11 protein-coding genes are annotated in these 17,161 nt (G+C 70.1%); 6 read left to right on the forward strand and 5 right to left on the reverse strand.

Features of this window, described 5'->3' with window-relative positions:
• Nucleotides 1-420 precede the first annotated feature (420 nt).
• The 4 genes from chvE to ACIQM0_RS15550 all read left to right on the forward strand — a co-directional run bounded on the left by chvE (nt 421) and on the right by ACIQM0_RS15550 (nt 6,033).
• Nucleotides 421-1,554, forward strand: coding sequence for a multiple monosaccharide ABC transporter substrate-binding protein (gene chvE, locus ACIQM0_RS15535; protein WP_401286428.1), 1,134 nt, complete (start codon nt 421-423; stop codon nt 1,552-1,554).
• A gap of 20 nt (nt 1,555-1,574) precedes the next feature.
• Nucleotides 1,575-3,122, forward strand: a complete 1,548-nt coding sequence (gene mmsA, locus ACIQM0_RS15540) for a multiple monosaccharide ABC transporter ATP-binding protein (RefSeq protein WP_401286470.1) — start codon at nt 1,575-1,577, stop codon at nt 3,120-3,122.
• 6 nt (nt 3,123-3,128) lie between these two features.
• The gene (gene mmsB / locus ACIQM0_RS15545; RefSeq protein WP_401286429.1) at nt 3,129-4,364 is read left to right on the forward strand and encodes a multiple monosaccharide ABC transporter permease; all 1,236 of its coding nucleotides are present in this window, start codon (nt 3,129-3,131) and stop codon (nt 4,362-4,364) included.
• A 133-nt stretch (nt 4,365-4,497) separates the two neighbouring features.
• Nucleotides 4,498-6,033, forward strand: a complete 1,536-nt coding sequence (locus tag ACIQM0_RS15550) for a carboxylesterase/lipase family protein (protein ID WP_401286430.1) — start codon at nt 4,498-4,500, stop codon at nt 6,031-6,033.
• A gap of 31 nt (nt 6,034-6,064) precedes the next feature.
• Here ACIQM0_RS15550 and ACIQM0_RS15555 read toward each other — a convergent pair whose 3' ends face one another.
• Complete coding sequence (locus ACIQM0_RS15555) at nt 6,065-7,144, reverse strand: SCO7460 family lipoprotein (protein ID WP_401286431.1); 1,080 nt, start codon at nt 7,142-7,144, stop codon at nt 6,065-6,067.
• A 273-nt stretch (nt 7,145-7,417) separates the two neighbouring features.
• On the opposite strand from ACIQM0_RS15555, the gene ACIQM0_RS15560 reads away from it, so the two are divergent.
• Entirely contained in the window at nt 7,418-8,572 is a 1,155-nt protein-coding gene (locus ACIQM0_RS15560; protein WP_401286432.1) for a S1 family peptidase, read from the forward strand.
• A gap of 581 nt (nt 8,573-9,153) precedes the next feature.
• Entirely contained in the window at nt 9,154-10,644 is a 1,491-nt protein-coding gene (locus ACIQM0_RS15565; RefSeq protein ID WP_401286433.1) for a UDP-N-acetylmuramoyl-L-alanyl-D-glutamate--2,6-diaminopimelate ligase, read from the forward strand.
• 162 nt (nt 10,645-10,806) lie between these two features.
• Here ACIQM0_RS15565 and ACIQM0_RS15570 read toward each other — a convergent pair whose 3' ends face one another.
• From ACIQM0_RS15570 to ACIQM0_RS15585, 4 genes are all read right to left on the reverse strand, one after another.
• Complete coding sequence (locus ACIQM0_RS15570; protein WP_401286434.1) at nt 10,807-11,568, reverse strand: class I SAM-dependent methyltransferase; 762 nt, start codon at nt 11,566-11,568, stop codon at nt 10,807-10,809.
• 244 nt (nt 11,569-11,812) lie between these two features.
• Nucleotides 11,813-12,328 carry a DUF6630 family protein gene (locus tag ACIQM0_RS15575; protein WP_401286435.1) on the reverse strand — a complete coding sequence of 172 codons (516 nt, stop codon included), beginning with the start codon at nt 12,326-12,328 and terminating at the stop codon, nt 11,813-11,815.
• A 364-nt stretch (nt 12,329-12,692) separates the two neighbouring features.
• Nucleotides 12,693-13,622, reverse strand: a complete 930-nt coding sequence (locus ACIQM0_RS15580) for an LLM class F420-dependent oxidoreductase (RefSeq protein ID WP_401286436.1) — start codon at nt 13,620-13,622, stop codon at nt 12,693-12,695.
• Between the two features lie 68 nt (nt 13,623-13,690).
• Complete coding sequence (locus ACIQM0_RS15585) at nt 13,691-16,900, reverse strand: alpha-L-rhamnosidase (RefSeq protein ID WP_401286437.1); 3,210 nt, start codon at nt 16,898-16,900, stop codon at nt 13,691-13,693.
• Between the last annotated feature and the right edge of the window lie 261 nt (nt 16,901-17,161).

The following is a 17,161-nucleotide window of genomic DNA, read 5'->3' on the forward strand; positions in this document are numbered from 1 at the left end:
CGGGGGGCCCATACGTCCGGCGGGCGGTGTGACGAACCGCCCGCACCTCCACCATCCGCGTCCGTCCCACGGGCCACAACCCGGCGCCGCTCCGGGCGGGCCGCCTGCCGGTGCTCGGACCGGACGGCTGAAAGTCGTTCCTCGGCCGGAGCCGTGATGGCTGTGCCTGCGCGAACCATTGACACCCCTCCCGGCCTCTCACTACCGTCACGCCAGCATTTCGAACGAACGACGAAATATCGAACACCGTGATGCGGCTGTTTCGCCATCCGGCTCGACAGGGGTGGCCGGAGGCGGCTGCCTGCTGAGTCGAGCGTTCTTCAGCTGCACAATTGCCCGAACCGCGTCCGAAATACCGAACAACCTATGAGGGGTATCCCCGGCCCGCCCAGCCGTTTCCCTCGCATCCGGAGGATCGACATGCGTACCTCACCCACCGCGACCGTTCCGCGTGCCGCACGGACCGCTACGGTCCTCACCGCCCTTGCCCTGTCCGTCACCCTCGCCGCCTGCGGACAGAGCGGCGAAGGCGGCAGCAAGGAGAAGAAGGCGGGCGGAAAGGGCTCCACCATCGGAATCGCCATGCCGACCAAGTCATCGGAACGCTGGATAGCCGACGGCAAGAACATGGCCGCCGAGTTCAAGAAGCTCGGCTACAAGACGAATCTGCAATATGGCGAGGACGACGTCGATCAGCAGGTCTCCCAGATCGAGAACATGATCACGAAGGGGGTGGACGTCCTGGTCGTCGCCGCCATCGACGGCCGCGCACTCAGCGACGTGCTGCACCAGGCGGGGGAGCAGGGCATCAAGGTCATCTCGTACGACCGGCTCATCCTCGGCACTCCGGACGTCGACTACTACGCCTCCTTCGACAACGAGAAGGTCGGCGAGCTCCAGGCCGGCTACATCCTCGACAAGTTGGGGCTGAGGTCCGGCAGCGAGAAGGGCCCGTTCAACATCGAGCTGTTCGCCGGATCCCCGGACGACAACAACACGCGCTACTTCTTCCAGGGCGCCTGGAAGACCCTCAAGCCCTACATCGACAAGAAGCAGCTTGTCGTCCGCAGCAAGCAGACCGAACTCGACCAGATCACCACCCTGCGCTGGGACGGCGGCACCGCCCAGAGGCGCATGGACGACCTGCTGACGAGCGCCTACTCCTCCGCCCAGGTCGATGCCGTGCTCTCCCCGTACGACGGCATCTCGATCGGCGTCATCTCGTCCCTGAAGTCGGACGGGTACGGCACCGGCGCCAAGCCGTACCCCGTCGTCACCGGCCAGGACGCCGAGGCCGCGTCCGTGAAGTCGATCATCGCGGGACAGCAGACACAGACCGTCTACAAGGACACCCGCGCCCTGGCCAAACAGGCGGTCCAGATGGCCGACGCCGTACTCAACGACAAGAAGCCCGAGGTCAACGACACCAAGACGTACGACAACGAGAAGAAGGTCGTGCCCGCCTTCCTCCTCGACCCGGTGAGCGTCGACAAGAGCAACTACCTTGCCCAGCTGGTCGATTCCGGCTACATCAAGGCGAGCGACCTCCGATGACAGATCCTACGGCGGGCCCGGTGGCAGGGCCCGCCCCGGTCCTGGAGATGCGGTCCATCGTCAAGACGTTCCCCGGCGTCAAGGCCCTCTCCGACGTCTCCCTGACCGTCGCCGAGGGGGAGGTGCACGCCATCTGCGGGGAGAACGGCGCCGGGAAGTCGACCCTGATGAAGGTCCTCAGCGGAGTTCATCCGCACGGCAGCTACGAGGGCGAGATCCGCCTTCGGGGCGAGGACTGCGCATTCAAGGACATCCGGGCGAGCGAGGCGCGCGGCATCGTGATCATTCACCAGGAACTCGCCCTGGTGCCGTACCTCTCCATCGCGGAGAACATCTTCCTCGGCAACGAACACGCCCCACACGGCTTCATCAGCTGGAACGAGACGCTGCGCCACGCGGCGGACCTCCTCGACCGGGTCGGTCTGCGGGAGAATCCGCAGACCAGGATCGCGGACATCGGTGTCGGCAAGCAGCAACTCGTCGAAATAGCCAAGGCCCTGGCCAAGAAGGTCGAGCTGCTGATCCTGGACGAGCCGACCGCCGCGCTGAACGACGAGGACAGTGCCCAGCTCATCACCCTCATCAAAGAGCTGAAGAGCCAGGGCATCTCGTCGATCATCATCTCGCACAAGCTCGGGGAGATCGCCGCGGTCGCCGACTCCGTCACCGTCCTGCGCGACGGCCGGACCGTCGAAACCCTCGACGTGCACGCCGAATCGACGACCGAGGCGCGCATCATCCGGGGCATGGTCGGCCGTGAACTGGACAGCCGCTTCCCCGAACGGACCCCGTACGAAGGGGAACCGGGGGCCCACCCCGCCCTGGAGATCCGCGACTGGACCGTGCACCACCCGATCGACCGGCACCGCAAGGTCGTCGACCACGTCTCCGTACGGGCCCGGCGCGGGGAGATCGTCGGCCTCGCCGGACTGATGGGCGCCGGCCGCACCGAACTGACCATGAGCGTCTTCGGCCGCAGCTACGGGACCGACATCAGCGGCACGGTCCTCAAGGACGGCCGGGAGATCCGGACCCGGACCGTCTCCGAAGCGGTCCGCCACAAGATCGCCTACGTCACCGAGGACCGCAAGCAGTACGGCCTCAACCTCATCGACACCATCGGCCGCAACATCAGCCTCGCCGCCCTGGGCAAGGTCTCAAGGCGCGGGATCGTCGACGAGCACGAGGAGACCCGGGTCGCCGAGTCGTACCGCACCTCCATGAACATCAAGGCCCCCACCGTCTTCGAGCAGACCGGCCGACTCTCCGGAGGCAACCAGCAGAAGGTCGTCCTCAGCAAATGGATCTTCGCCGGTCCGGACGTCCTCATCCTCGACGAACCCACTCGCGGGATCGACGTCGGCGCGAAGTACGAGATCTACACCGTCATCGACCGGCTCGCCGCCCAGGGCAAGGCCGTCGTGCTCATCTCCTCCGAACTCCCCGAACTCCTCGGCATGTGCGACCGCATCTACACCATGTCGGCCGGCCGGCTCACCGGCGAAGTCCCGCGCGCACAGGCCACCCAGGAGGTCCTCATGCGCCATATGACCAGCGACAAGAGGTAGCAGGAAATGGCCCAGACCCCCACCGCCACCCCAAAGCGCACCGGCAGGGCGGCCCCCACCCCCTCCGTGACGACCGGCGCGGTCCTGCTGGACGCGGTCCGCCGCAACACGCGCCAGTACGGGATGCTCATCGCCCTCGGACTGATCGTCGTGCTCTTCGGGATATGGACCGACGGCGTCCTGCTCAAGCCGAACAACGTCACCAACCTCGTCCTCCAGAACAGCTACATCCTGGTCCTGGCCATCGGCATGATGATCGTCATCATCGCCGGGCACATCGACCTCTCGGTCGGCTCACTGGCCGCCTTCGTCTCCGCCGCCTGCGCCGTGATGATGGTCGAACACGACGTGCCCTGGGTGCTCGCACTCGTTCTCGGCCTCGCCCTCGGGGCGGTCGCGGGTGCCTGGCAGGGCTTCTGGATCGCGTACGTCGGCATCCCCTCGTTCATCGTGACGCTGGCCGGGATGCTGCTGTTCCGCGGCGGAACGCAGATCCTCCTGGGCAGCCGCTCGCTCGGCCCGATCCCCGACGGCTTCCAGAAGATCTCCACCGGATACCTCCCGGAGGTCGGACCGCACACCAACTACCACAACCTCACCCTGCTCCTGGGGCTCGTGCTGCTGGCCTTCGCCCTGCTCCAGGAGGTCCGCGACCGACGCCGCCAGAAGCGCTACGAACTCGACGTCCTGCCCCGGAACCTCTTCCTCGCCAAGTGCGCGGCCATGGCCGCGGCCGTACTCGCTTTCACCCTGACCCTGGCCAGCTACCGCGGTGTCCCGGTGGTGCTGCTCCTGCTCGCCGTCCTGCTGATCGGGTTCGGGTACGTGATGCGCAACGCGGTGATCGGCCGTCATGTGTACGCACTCGGCGGCAACCGAGCCGCGGCGAAGCTGTCCGGCGTCAAGGACCAGCGCGTCACGTTCCTCGTGTTCGTGAACATGGGCGTGCTCGCCGCACTCGCGGGCGCCGTCTACGCGGCCCGTCTCGGCGCCGGCGTGCCGCAGGCCGGCACCAACTTCGAACTGGAGGCCATCGCCGCCGCGTTCATCGGCGGCGCCTCCATGAGCGGCGGTGTCGGCACGGTCTTCGGCGCCGTCATCGGCGGCCTCGTGCTCGGCGTACTGAACAACGGAATGTCGCTCGTGGGTATCGGTACCGACTACCAGCAGGTCATCAAAGGCCTCGTGCTCCTCGCCGCCGTCGGCTTCGACGTCTACAACAAACGCAAGGTCGGCTCGTGACCACTCCTCCCCGGACGGCGGCCCGGCGCCCTCCTCGTGGTGACGATCATTTCGGTGGCGCCGCGACCAGGGGCTCTGCGATCCTGCTCACTGCGCCCGGCAGGGGCGGTGAGCGAAGGACGGCAGAGCAACCTTGACGAGTGTCTTCGACACGACATGCGGGCAGGTACGGGGCAGCGGCCCGGACCGGGGCGTCGTCGCCGTCCTCGGCATTCCGTACGCCGAGCCGCCGTTCGGAGCGGACCGGTTCCTGGCGCCACGCCCCCGCCGCCCCTGGGCGGGCATCCGCGAGTGCGTGGACTTCGGGCCCGTCCCACCGCAGTCGGCGCAGCTGCCGGGAGCCCCGGGCTGGTCGCCCGGCGACGAGGACGTCCTCAGCCTCAACGTCTGGACTCCGGCCACGGGCAGCGCCGCCCCCGGCCTCCCTCGGCCGGTGCTCGTCTGGATCCACGGGGGCGCCTACACCTTCGGGTCCGGTGCGCAGCCGGACTTCGACGGCGCCGCGCTCGCCCGCGCCGGCCTGGTCGTCGTCACGCTCAACTACCGCCTCGGCTTCGAGGGCTTCGGCCACGTCCCGGCCGACGGCGATGAACCCTGCCCGCCCAACCGCGGGCTGCTCGACCAGATCGCCGCCCTGACGTGGGTGCGCCGCAACATCGCCGCCTTCGGCGGGGACCCGGGAAACGTCACCGTCGCCGGGCAGTCCTCCGGAGCGACGTCGGTGGCCTGCCTGATGGTCATGGACGGCGCGCGGGGGCTGTTCCGGCGCGCGATGGCGCACAGCGCGGTCGGCCCCTGTTACTCGCCGGAACTCGCCGGACACCTCATGGAGATGGTGGCCGCCGAGGCGGCGGTCCCCGCGACGCGCGCCGGACTGACAGCCGCCTCGCCGCACACGCTGGTGAAGGCGTCCGACGCCGTCACGGACGGATACCGGCGGAACCCGCACTCCGGACGCCATCACTGGGACCCGGTCATCTACGGCCCGGTCGCCGACGGGGTGCACCTGCGCTCCGACCCGCTCGCCGCCCTCGCCGACGGGGCCGCCTCCGGTATCGACCTGCTCGTCTGCCACACCACCCAGGAGTACTGGCTGCTGGACGCCGTCGGCAGCAGCGCGAAGGTCACCACAGAGGAACAGCTGGACCGCTTCGCCGGGGACTTCGGGCTCCCGGAGCCCTTGACGCGGGGCTACCGAGGGCTCATGCCCGAAGCCCCCGTGGGCGACGTCCACCTCGCCCTGCACGGAGACCTGATGTTCGGCGAGTACAGCAGCCGGCTCGCCGACGCCCACGCACGGGCCGGCGGGCGCACCTTCCTGTCCCGCTTCGCACGGCAGCGGGGCGGATCGCAGCCGGTCGCGTACGCCTGGCACTGCGCGGACGTCCCGTTCGCCTTCGGGAACCTCGGTGAGCAGAGTGTCTGGTTCCTGACCGGTGGCGCGCCGACGGCCGCGGACCATCACCTCTCGGACCGGATGGCCGCCGCCTGGGCCGGATTCGCCGCCACCGGCGAACCGGGGTGGGAGCCGCTCGGCACCTCCGGCGGCCCGGTCCGGACCTGGGAGACGACGGACACCACCAGGGCACCGGCCCCCGGCCACTGGTCGGACAGCGGGACGGTCCGCGCACTGTGGCGGAGCTTCGGCTACCGGCCCCCGCGGCCGTGACACGATGCGCCCGGCGGGAGGCCGGCGGTCCTCACAGGGGCGGCAGCCGCAACGGCCCCCTGCCCTCCCGTACCTTGCCGGCCTCCCGCACCTCGCCCACCGGCTCGCCCCGCGCATCCGTCGTCACCACCACGGCCCGGTCGCCCAGGCACCGCTTCTCGCCGTCCGGCCGCTCGCAGTAGAGCACGTACCCGGTGAGCCGGTCGACTGTTCCCGGCTCCAGCCTCCACACCCCCTGGTACGCGCTCATCCGCACATTCGGGTACGACGCCCGGAGCCGCGCCCTCACCGCGGCCCCGACAGTCGCGGCGAACCTCTGCCGTGTCTCGAAGGGCTGGACGATCCGGGCGCTGCCCGTGGTGTCGATGCGCCCCTGCGAAGCGGAGTAGCTCGCGACGAAGTACGGACGCGACTGCAAGGAGGCCAGCAGACGCGTTTCGCTCAGCCGCATCGCGGTCGGCTGCGACTTCTTGCCGGCCGGGCGGCGCCGGGCGGCTGCGGGGGAGGCGATGTTCACCGAGGCACCCCGCGCGTGCGCGGTCCCACCGCTGTGCCCGTCCTCCTCCACCCAGCGCCGGACGCAGGATCCGATGTCATCGAGTACGCGTGACACGGTGGCGTCGGTCGGCGAGGCCACGATCCACGGGGCTCCGGACGAGGGCTCCACCCCGATCACCTCGTGGCCGCAGCTCCTGAACGTACGGGTGAGGAGCCGCAGCCGGGCAGCTTCGGACCGCCCCCGTCCGACCGCGTCGTCGAGGACTTTCCGGCAGTCATGCGTATGGCACGTTCCGGCCGCGGCGTCGACGCGGATCCGGACGACCGCGTCGGGGTCGCCGGTCACGGAGAAGGCCACCTCCGAGCCGCCCGCCTGCGGGAACAGCTTGCGCACCTCGACCACTCGGAGCACTCCCGGGTAGTGCTCGTCGGCCAGCGTCTCGGCGAACCGGCGGTCCTCCTTCGTGGTCAGCACCCCGCAGCCGCCGAGCACGAGCGCGACCGAGCACATCAGGGCACCGGTCAGCCGGGCTCCGATCCTGCGCGGCGTTCCCGATGAACCGCGCCCCGACGATCCGCGTCCCCATGACCCGTCTCCCGACGATCTGTGCATATCCGCTCTCCTCGTCCAGCCCGCCCCGAACGGCACCCTCCGGCACCGCCCCGTTGTTCATCTGACGTGACCGTAGGGCGAGTTCGGGGCCACGGGATGAGTACGTCTACTCAACGGGTGAGCCCGAGAGGCCACTCATGCATTGGCATGGACCTGTAAACGACTCTGGGCTACAGTCCGGAACGGCACACTCTGAGAGCGCTCTCAGGAGACGTCTCCCGGACGCCTGCTGTTCCTCCCCCACTTCGCCGGAACAACAGAAGGGCCAATGCCTTGAGACGCATCACAGCTCTGCGAACCGCTCTGTCCGCCGTGCTCCTCGTCGGAGCCTGGGCGGGCGCGGGTTTCCCCTCCGCCTCCGCCGCAGACACCCCCGCCACCGTCTCCGACGCGCCTCCGGCGTCCGCCGGACTGCTCGCCGCCATGCAGAAGGACTTCGGGCTGACGGAAAGTCAGGCCAGGGCGAGGCTGTCCGCGGAGAAGACGGCGACCGCGATACAGGGAAAGGCGAAGCGCGCCGCCGGAGCCGCGTACGGCGGCTCCTGGATCGACCAGTCGACGGGCGGCCTCACCGTGGCCGTCACCAGCGACAGGCAGAAAGCGGCCGTACGGGCGACCGGCGCGGCCGTACGCCTGGTCACCCACACCGCGCGCCGGCTCGACACCGTCAAGGCGCGGATCGACAAGCTCGACGCGCCCGCCGGGGTCAGCAGCTGGCACGTCGACCCCGAGGCCAACAAGGTCGTCGTGAACGTCGTCGCCTCTGCGCAGGGTGACAACGATGTCCGTAAGTTCGTCGAGCGGGCCCGCGCGGCCGGACCGGTCGTCGTCGAGCAGACCGCCCAGGCGCCGCGAACCTTCGCCGCCGGGACCGTGGGCGGCGACCCGTACTACACGGGCAACGTACGGTGCTCCATCGGCTTCTCCGTGTACGGCGGCTTCGTCACCGCCGGACACTGCGGACAGGCGGGCGCGGGTGTCAGCGGATGGGACGGCTCCGCCATCGGCAACTTCCAGGGCTCGTCCTTCCCCGGCGACGACTACGCCTGGGTGAGCGTGGGCAACGGCTGGTGGACCGTCCCCGTGGTCCTCGGCTGGGGCACCGTCTCGGACCAGCTCGTACGCGGCTCCGCCGCGGCCCCCATCGGTGCCTCGATATGCCGCTCCGGATCCACCTCGCACTGGCACTGCGGCAACGTACTGGCCACCAACGAGACGGTGAACTACAGCCAGGGCGCCGTCTACCAGATGACCAAGACCAGCGTGTGCGCGGAGCCGGGCGACTCGGGCGGCTCCTTCATCAGCGGCGACCAGGCACAGGGAGTCACCTCGGGCGGCTGGGGCGACTGCACCTCGGGCGGCGAGACCTGGCACCAGCCGATCAACGAGATCCTGAACCGCTACGGGCTGACGCTCCACACGGCGTGACCGCCGAGAACCTGAACCGGCACGGGCCGGCGTACCGCTCAGCCTGACCACCACCGGCCCAGGGGCCTGTCGCGCGGAGCACACCGCTTTCGCGCGGCAGGCCCTTCGCGCGCCACCGGTCCCCCCGGCGGACGCCGCCGCGCAGGATTCCGCACGACCGGTCCGCGCCCCACTCGCGCCCCCACCGGGGCACCCCCTGCTCCCGGCCGGCACGACGACGGGGACCCGGCGCGGCCCCCGGGACGTACACTCCACTCATGGGTCATACAGACGCGGTGAGGGAGTGCCTGGGACAGGCATCTCACCTGCTGTGCCCCGCCGCCCCCCAGGCGCGATGCCGCGCCCTGCACGGGCACGGCTGACCAGGACCCACCACTGCCGGCCGCGCCGCGACGCCATTCCGCTTCCGGCCGTGCCCGCCTCCTCCGTCACCGGAGTTCTTCCGCCACCGGAGTTCTTTCACCGCCTTCGCTGCACACACGGCAGCACCCCACACCATGCGCAGCTCCCGCGGCGCGCCGTCGGCAACCCCCGCGGCGGCGGCCGTCGGGTGGCGAGCCGCATTTTCGAGAGGACCCTGCATGAAACTGAGGGAGTTGCTGGCCGGGCACGATCACGAGGTCCTCCTCGGTGATCCGGAGACCCCGATCACCGCCGGAGCATGCTTCGACGCCCACCGCGTGACACCGGGTTCGCTGTACATCGCCGTACCCGGCCACCGTGAGGGCGGTCCCGAGGCCGTCGGCCCGGCACTGGCGCGGGGCGCCGTGGCCGTGCTGGTGGACAGCGAGGCACCGGAGATCCTCGCGGCGGTGCGGGCATCGCCCGACGGCGCGTGCGTGGTGCGAGTGGCGGACACCCGGACGGCAGCGGCGGTCGTCACCTCCCGCTACCACGGGGAACCCGGCCGGACCATGGACATGGTGGCCGTCACCGGCACCAACGGAAAGACCTCGGTCTCGTACATGGTCGAATCCGTGCTCAGGATCGCCGAGGGCGCGCGAGTCGGAGTGATCGGCACCGCAGGGAGCCGGATCGGTGACGAACTCATCCCGATGCCGCGTTCCGTCCTGACCACCCCCGAGTCACCGGACTTCCAGTACCTCCTGGCGCACATGCGCGACCACGAGGTCGGCACGGTCGTCCTGGAGGCCACCTCGATGGGCCTGCTGCACCACCGGGTGGACCGCGCCTTCCTCGACGTGGGTATCTTCACCAACCTCACGCAGGACCACCTGGACGACCACGGCACCATGGAGAACTACCGCGACGCCAAGCTCCGCCTCTTCCAGGGGCTGTGCCGGAGCGCCGTGGTCAACGCGGACGACCCGGTGGGCGCGGCCATCGCCCCGTCGATGCCGGGCATGGTCACCACGTACGGCATCGAAGCCGAGGCCGACTACCGGGCCACGGACCTGAGCATGAACGCCTTCGGCACCCGCTTCACCCTCCACCACGAGGGCAGCAAGTACCCGGCGGCGATCCCGGTCCCCGGACGGTTCTCCGTGTCCAACGCGCTGGCCTCCGTGGCGGCCTGCCACCTCCTGGGCCACGACCTCGCCGGACTGGTGGCCGCACTCGACCGGATGCCTCCGGTGCCCGGCCGGCTGGAACGCTTCGAGACCCCGCGCGGCACCGCGGTGATCGTGGACTACGCCCACTCCCCGGACTCCCTGGACAAGGTCCTCAGCGCCGTCCGGGACTTCTCGCGGGGGCGGGTCATCACCGTCTTCGGCTGCGGGGGAGACCGGGACGTCACCAAGCGGGCCCAGATGGGCGAGATCGCCGGGACCCGCTCCGACCTCTGCGTCCTGACGTCGGACAACCCCAGGAACGAGGACCCCGAAGCGATCATGGACCAGATCGCCCCGGGTCTGGAGGGCAGCGGAACCAGGTTCGAACGCTACGCGGACCGGCGCTCCGCGATCGCCTTCGCCCTGGAGTCCGCCGGACCCGACGACATCGTGCTGGTGGCGGGCAAGGGCAGCGAGCCGTACCAGATCGTCGGCGAACAGCTCATCCCGTTCAGCGACATGGCGACAGTGCGCGAGATCGCCGCCCTGCAGGTCTGACAGCCGGCGCTCTGCGCCCGCCGCAGAGCGCCACGTCCCCGCAGGGCGTCAGCCCCGGCCCGGGGATCGGTGAACGGCACGCTGTCACCCGGCAGTACGCACCTCGCGGCCCCGCCGCGTCCACGAACCGGTGCGAGCGCGCCCCGGCCGCCGCTGAACCGGTCACGGTGCGGCGGAAGCCGTCGGCGCTGCGGGGTCTTCCCGCCGGAAGAGCGCGGTCCACAGGAAGGACTCGCCGAACAGCGGTGACTCGGACGGCTCGTCCCGCATACGGCGCAGTTCGATCTCCGTGAGGTCGGAGAAGATCCAGCGCAACGCCTCGGGTGTGTAGGCGAGTCCGCCGTGAAGACGTGACTGGGCGTAGAAATCCCCGTCGTTCAGCTCCGAGCCCATCGCTCCGGCCGCGAAGCAGGTGAGGGCGAGGTGGCCGCTCGGTGCCAGGGCCCGGTCGAGCAGGGCGCGGTAGCTGATGCGCCGGTGCGGCGGCAGATGGTGGAAGCAGCCGGAATCGTAGATCAGGTCGTACGGTCGCTCGGGTGCGGCGGCGAGGAGCTCGAAGGCGTCCCCGCAGCGGAAGCGGACGTTGACACCCGCCTCCGCGGCCCGGCTTCCGGCCCAGGCGACCGCTGTCGGCGACAGGTCGACGGCGTCCACCTCGAACCCCCTGGACGCCAGATGGATGGCGTTGCGGCCGGGACCGCAGCCAAGATCGAGGGCCCGCCCGGGCTTGAGCAGACCCCGGTCGAGCAGTGATTCCAGGTTCTCGTCGGGCTTCGACACGAAGAACGGCACGGGCTTCGAACGGTCGGCGTAGAAGTCGTCCCACCAGGGAGCCCCGCCCGTCGTCCAGCGGTCTGCCTCCGGCGCGAACAGGCCGTCGAGCAGCCTCAGTACGTCGTCCACGGTTCTTATGTTCCGGTCCATCCGGATCCCCTTTCCCGATAGCGGAACGATAGGTCCGGACAGTACGGAAGGCCAGGTCAGCGGGGTTGCCGTGAGCCTTGTCGCGGGTCCCTGAGAGGCTTGTGCGCAGAGCGGTGGACGGGCTCCGCGCACCGGCCGGCGAACGGCTCCGCGAGGGCCCGCCGGGTGGCGCCACGGACCCGTTCCCGCTGCCGCCGAGCCCACTGTTCCGACCCTTTCTCCGCACCATCGGCCGGACCCGGAATCAGACGCAGAGACTCTGTGCGGTGAAGCCCGCGCGGGCCGCGAGCGCGGTCAGCTCCTTCACCTGCGCGGCCCGCAGGCACACCACCGGGTAGCAGTCCGACTCGATATCGAGGACGGCAAGCGCCGCACCGACGTCGCGGTAGTGCCGGCCGCACGCCTCCAGGAAGTCGTGGGTCGGCAGGAGCATGTCCGCCGCTTCGACCAGCACCCAGGGATCAACCGACGGCCGGGACGCCAGCCCCCGCAGCTGCGACCGTATCTCCTCGGGATCCTCCTTCCAGTCCAGCTCCGCCAGCAGCCGGTGCTCGGCCAGCGCGTCGACGAGCGCTATCCAGGCGAGGTCGGGCACGGGCTCATCGATACCCCGGTCCTCCAACGCGGCGGCATGGTCGCGCACGTACCCCGCGGGGTCGTCGTGAGCGTGCAGTACCCGCTCGGCGACAGCCTCATGGGCCGGAGCGAGCAGGGCCGCGACAGCGGCCAGGGAGGTACGGGCTCCGTCGGTACCGGACATGGCGTCGCTCCTTCGGCAGCCGTGCGACTGCGTCCCACAGTGTGATGAGGGCAACCGGTCCGGCGTCCTGGAAAAACCCTGCCACAGGGGTACGACAACGAGGCCCCGGAGCAGCGTCGCCATGGGGCGTCGGAGAGGCCACGGGCGACGTAGCAGCCGTCGAGGACACCGAGTTCCAGCCTGCGGAGCCGGTCCGGATCCGCCACCACGACGATCCCCGTGATCAGTCCGTCGACGATCGTGAAACCGAGAACCAGCCGCAGCCGCCCCAGAGGTGCCCTCGCGAGCGCGACCGCACCGTCGACCAGCGCGCCCCCGGTGAAGAGCGCCGCCCCGTGGCAGCCATCGCACCCTCCGGACCGGCTCAGACCCCGGCCGCTCGCGCCGCCTCGTACACCTCGGTCGCCACGTCGACGAGCTCCGTGGCGTCACGGGTGGTGCTCTGGAGGTCCAGCATGAACTCCGGAACGCCGGTGGCGGCGTGTGCCACCAGGTCCTCGACGATCTGCGCGACGCTTCCGTGGAACGGCTGCCGGTCCCTGCCCGCCACCGGCTCGGCGCTGTACCGCGCGTTGGCACGGGCACAGACACCGACCGGCCGCTCACGCCCCCGCTCGGCCGCGACGTCCCGCACCCGCTGCCACTGCTCGGCCAGTTGCGACGCGCCCATGGCCACGGGCATCCAGCCGTCGGCCCGGTCGACCAGCCGGCGAGTGGCCCGGGGGCCGTTCGCCGGGAGGAAGACGGGGATGGGACGGGCCGGTTTGGGCCCCACCTCGGACGGGGCGATCGTGGTGAGATTCCCCTTGTACGAGACGGGGTCCGGCCCCCAGACGGCCGCGCACACGTCGAGCAGCTCGTCCAGGACCGCGCCGCGCTTCTCGAAGGGAGCGACGGCCGCGGCCGCGTACTCGTCCAGGGACCAGCCCGTGCCCAGCCCCGCGATCACCCGGCCACCGCTGGCGGCGTCCAGCGAGGCGAGCGAGCGGGCCAGCTGGAAGGGGACATGCAGTGGTGCGACGAGAACACTCGTCCCGAGCCGGGCGCGGTCGGTTGCCGCGGCGGCCAGCGTCAGGGTGACCAACGGGTCGGCGACGCTGCGGTACTGATCCGGCCAGGCCAGCCCCGGGACTCCGTACAGGCCCTGGGTGGCCGGCTCGGGGAACAGGACCCTCTCGAACACCCACAGGCTCTCGTACCCGACTGCTTCCGCGGCCCGTGCCACGTCGGCCACGTCGCGGCCGAGCTCGTACTGCTTCATCTGCGGAAGGCCAAGACCGAGGGGGATCGGCATACGTGTGGCTCCCTCTAAGAGATGTATGGGACAACTACCTTACGCCGAGGCAGTGATGACGGGACGTGCTACCCGGTGAAGCGGTGGCTCCCGGAGCCGACCCGGTACACCGCGCAACCCCCTTCCTCCCGCAGGAACGTCGCGCGGGTGTGGGTGACCGAGCCCGGGGTGTCCGTGGGGACCCACACCTCGGCGCTCGTGTTGGGAGGCACGGTGCACCTCAGATCGATGCTGCCGGAGCGCAGTTTCCACCGGGTGGAGACGGGGCCGTAGACCGAGGCGAACGTGGCGCGGGCCGAGGTGACGTCGCCGCCCGGCCGGGGACGGATCACGATCTCGCGGAAGCCGGGCCGGCCCGCCGAGATTCCGGCGATGTTCGTGTACATCCACTCGCCGACGGACCCGTAGGCGTAGTGGTTGAAGGAGTTCATGTCGGGGGTCTGGAAGCCGCCGTCGGGCTGGATGGAGTCCCAGCGCTCCCACATGGTGGTGGAGCCCTTGTCTATCTGGTAGCCCCAGCTGGGGAAGGAGCGCTGCTGGAGCAGGCGGTAGGCGACATCGGTGTGCCCGGTGTCGGTGAGGACCGGCAGCAGCCTGGGCGTACCGAGGAAGCCCGTCGACAGATGCCAGTCCTTGGCCTCGATCAGCGCGACGAGCCGGTCGGCCGCCGCCTCCCTCAGTGCGTCCGGCAGCAGGTCCATCGACAGGGACAGGACATACGCCGTCTGGGTGTCGCCCTTCACCCGTCCTTCGGCGGTGACGTAGGCGGCCTGGAACGCCTTCCGTACGCGCGCGAAGAGATCGAGGAAGGCCGCGGGGTCCTCCCCGAGTTCCTTGGCCGTCCGGGCCGCGAGATCGGCGCTGTGCGCGAAGTACGCGGTGGCGATGACATCTTTCGGGGTCTCGTCGGAGACGTTCAGCCAGTCGCCGTACCCACTGGCCGGCCGCAGCAGGCCGTCGCTGTTCTTCTCCAGGTACGTCAGCCAGGCCCGGATGGACGGCCAGGCGTCCTCCAGGACCTGCCGGTCCCCGTACGCCTGGTACAGCGACCACGGGACCGTGACCCCCGCGTCGCCCCAGCCGGCCGCGCCGTTGCCGACATTGCCGACGATGGGCGCCACGTCCGTGAAGGCACCCTCCGCGGTCTGGGCGTCCCGCAGGTCCACGAGCCACTTGGTGAGGAAGCGGGCCGACTCCATCGTGTACGCGGCCGTCGGCGCGAAGACGTTGATGTCACCCGTCCACCCCAGACGCTCGTCGCGTGCGGGGGTGTCCGTCGGGATGGAGAGGAAGTTGCCCCGCTGGCCCCAGGTGATGTTGTCGTGCAGTTTGTTGAGCATCGGGACGTCGGTCTCGAACTCGAAGGTGAACGGGGCGGACGTGTGCATGACGCGACCGGTCAGAGCGCCGGCCCGGGGAGTGCGGGGGAGCCCGGTCACCTCGACGTAGCGAAATCCGTGGAAGGTGAAGCGCGGTTCGTACGTCTCGGCGCCGCCGCCCCTGAGGACGTAGGTGTCGGTCGCCGCGGCGCTCCGAAGATTCGCGGTGTAGACGGTGCCGTCGGGGTTGAGGACCTCGGCGTGCCTCAGCCGCACCGTCGTACCCGCGTCGCCCGAGAGGCGCAGCCGCACCGAGCCGACCATGTTCTGGCCCAGGTCGAAGACGAAGACCCCGGGCGTGGGCTCGGTCACCTTCTTGGCGGGAAGTTCCTTGGTCACCCGGACCGGGCCGTCCACCTGCGCGACGATCAGCCGGGGTGCGGTCCCACCCGCGCCGCGGACCTCGGACCAGGTCCGGTCGTCGAAGCCGGGTGAGATCCAGCCTGCGGTCTCCTTGCGCGCGTCGTACGTCTCTCCGCCGAGGATATCGGCGGAGAGGATCGGCCCGGAGGCGGCCCGCCAGTGCGTGTCCGACGTGATGCGCCGGCTCGTCCCGTCCGTGTACTCGATCTCCAACTGGGCCAGCAGAGCGGGGCGTTCCCCGTACTGGTGGGGCCCGAACATGCCGACATTGCCCGCGTACCACCCCGGCGCCACATATGCACCGATGGCATTCGCGCCGGGCCGCAGCAGCGCGGTGACGTCGTACGTCTGGTACTGGACGCGCTCGCGGTAGTCGGTCCAGCCGGGGGCGAGCTGATCGCGGCCCACGCGGCGGCCGTTGAGATGGGCCTCGTACAGGCCGAGAGCAGTGGCGTACAGGCGCGCCCGTGCGACGTTCTTGCGCGGCAGTTCGAACTCGCGCCGCAGCTGGTTGGCCGCGAACACCGCCGGAACGACCTTGCCCCACGGGGCGGCTCCCCACGCGGCCGCCTCCTTCGCCGCCGGCCAGCCGCTGTCGTCGAAGTCGGGTCCGCGCCAGTCGCCGGCGGGCTCCTTGTCCGTCGACTTCCAGGAGGCGTCGGTGACGACGTGCTGTTCGCCGGATGCCGTGCGCAGGGTGAGGGCGGCGATCAGGCCGGCGGCCCCTTCGCTCGCGTTGGCCGCCGATACCGCGAGGACGTTCTTTCCTGGACGCAATGGTGCGAGGACGTCGACGACCGCCGGGTGGCGCCAGCCCTCGTTGTCGGTCGCGAGGTCGGTGTGCGCGACCTCGGCGCCGTTCACGGAGACCGCGTACACGTTGTCCGCGCTGATGGCGAGGGTTGCCGCGGTGATCCCGTCCGCGACATCGATGGTGCGCCGGAACCAACGGGTGCCCTCCGGTGCGCTGTTGGCGGGTTCGCCCTCGGGGAACCAGATCCAGGAGCTGTTCTCCAGCGACGGCGCGTCCGTGAGGGACGGGGGAGCGGACACCCAGGTGGCGGACCACTGCGCGGGGTCCATGAGGCCGGTCTCCCACCACGAGGGCGCACTCCAGCCGGACTCGCCACCGGCCGTGTCCCACACCCGTACGGACCAGAAGTACCGTGTCCGCGGTGTGAGCGGGGGCCCTGTGTAGGGGACGAGAACGGATTCGCCGGACATCACCTTCCCGCTGTCCCAGATGTCCGGGTGCGACAGGCCGGACACGCTGGAGGCGACCCTGATTTGATAGGCACTCTGCTGAACATCGGCCTCGTCCGAGGCTACCGGCCAGCTCAGCCGAGGGCGCTGTGTGTCGAGGCCCAGGGGATGCTGGACGTACTCGACGGTCGGTGTGGTGACGCGTGGTGCACCGCGCCGCGTCTGCACCGGGGAGGGTGCCGATGCCGGTGCGGCGACGGCCGGTGCGGCTCCGGCTGCCACAGCGCCCACCGTGGCGGCTGCGCTCGTCAGGATGTTCCTCCTGCTGATCAATGCGGCCCCTCACAGAGAAGTGATGAATCGATTCACAGAGTGGACGTAGCTGAACGTAAAGGTGGACGAGGTGTGGGTCAATGAGTGTGCAGGGAGTTTCTTGGTGGTGTGCTATCCAGCTGCACGTCCTTCATATTGGTTGCCGTGTAAGTGAGTTGACAATTTGAACGGTTTCAATCGATCAGAGGGGTGACGCGAGTGTCGCCACCGGGCGTATCCGGCCGACCCGGCGACGTCCGCGTCGCTGGCCCCGCACGAGCA

This window comes from Streptomyces sp. NPDC091387 (assembly GCF_044756945.1).
Lineage (GTDB): Bacteria > Actinomycetota > Actinomycetes > Streptomycetales > Streptomycetaceae > Streptomyces.

Coding starts and splice junctions, on each gene's coding strand:
- mmsB (WP_401286429.1), top strand. CDS start 3,129: ATGGCCCAGACCCCCACCGCCACCCCAAAGCGCACCGGCAGGGCGGCC.
- ACIQM0_RS15580 (WP_401286436.1), bottom strand. CDS start 13,622: ATGCCGATCCCCCTCGGTCTTGGCCTTCCGCAGATGAAGCAGTACGAG.
- ACIQM0_RS15555 (WP_401286431.1), bottom strand. CDS start 7,144: ATGCACAGATCGTCGGGAGACGGGTCATGGGGACGCGGATCGTCGGGG.
- ACIQM0_RS15570 (WP_401286434.1), bottom strand. CDS start 11,568: ATGGACCGGAACATAAGAACCGTGGACGACGTACTGAGGCTGCTCGAC.
- chvE (WP_401286428.1), top strand. CDS start 421: ATGCGTACCTCACCCACCGCGACCGTTCCGCGTGCCGCACGGACCGCT.
- ACIQM0_RS15575 (WP_401286435.1), bottom strand. CDS start 12,328: ATGTCCGGTACCGACGGAGCCCGTACCTCCCTGGCCGCTGTCGCGGCC.
- ACIQM0_RS15565 (WP_401286433.1), top strand. CDS start 9,154: ATGAAACTGAGGGAGTTGCTGGCCGGGCACGATCACGAGGTCCTCCTC.